At 42.4% G+C, this 779-nt stretch carries 1 protein-coding gene; it reads left to right on the top strand.

The features are described 5' to 3' along the window. Positions 1–75: 75 nt before the first annotated feature. Positions 76–327 (top strand): EAL domain-containing protein, encoded by a 252-nt coding sequence (locus tag AB4496_RS29205; RefSeq protein ID WP_372133619.1) that lies wholly within the window; start codon positions 76–78, stop codon positions 325–327. Positions 328–779 lie beyond the last annotated feature (452 nt).

The following is a 779-nucleotide window of genomic DNA, read 5'->3' as shown; positions in this document are numbered from 1 at the left end:
ATTCATTTCTAACTGCTTAGCCATTTTAATATACCCATCTAGAACAGCGGATTTTCCTTCATCAAAATAGACAAAATGTTTACACGCTCCATTGATGAAGGAAAATCCGCTGTTCTAGATGGGTATATTAAAATGGCTAAGCAGTTAGAAATGAATCTAGTAGCGGAAGGGGTTGAAAATAAGCTTGAAGCTAACGGGCTTTTATTAAGAGGCGTCTTTCAACATCAAGGTTACTATTACGCTAAACCTATGTCGATTGAAGATCTCCATCGCTGGGCTTTAGATTATGGTTATACTCACGAGCGGGTTAGTGAGGCGCTCAGCTAAAAACATCACGGAGCTTACCTTAGTCAACAACGAAAAGATGCTCTTGCTAATACTCGTGGTTTAGCCTAACTGAGTCCATAAAACGAACACGTCGGGAGTAAAGAAGATAACCACACTCTTTGCTCATTTGTGGCATCACTTACTTAAAGTGGTCCACCAAGTTCCCCTTGTGGGATAACGAACCGTTCCCGCCTTACACATCAGAACATGTACGTCAGAAAACCCTTTTGGCCCGTTCTTTCACGATAGGTCGAAAACCAAGTCCCTTGTGCGTTGCTGATGCTTTCAAACATTGTCATCCCCATTGATGTTGATTCATACTGACTACGTTGATATCGCAGTCTTTGAGATCAAAGTCGAAAAACACATTCGTCGGCTTTTTATTCCATCTGCATACCAACACCCGCATCACCGTAAGAGTGGCTGCCTTCACTATTGCAAAAAGCGCCGCA

The organism is Vibrio sp. 10N.222.46.A1, assembly GCF_041473595.1.
In the GTDB taxonomy this organism is placed as follows: Bacteria; Pseudomonadota; Gammaproteobacteria; order Enterobacterales; family Vibrionaceae; genus Vibrio; species Vibrio tasmaniensis_A.
This window is presented reverse-complemented; position numbering and strand designations above follow the sequence as displayed.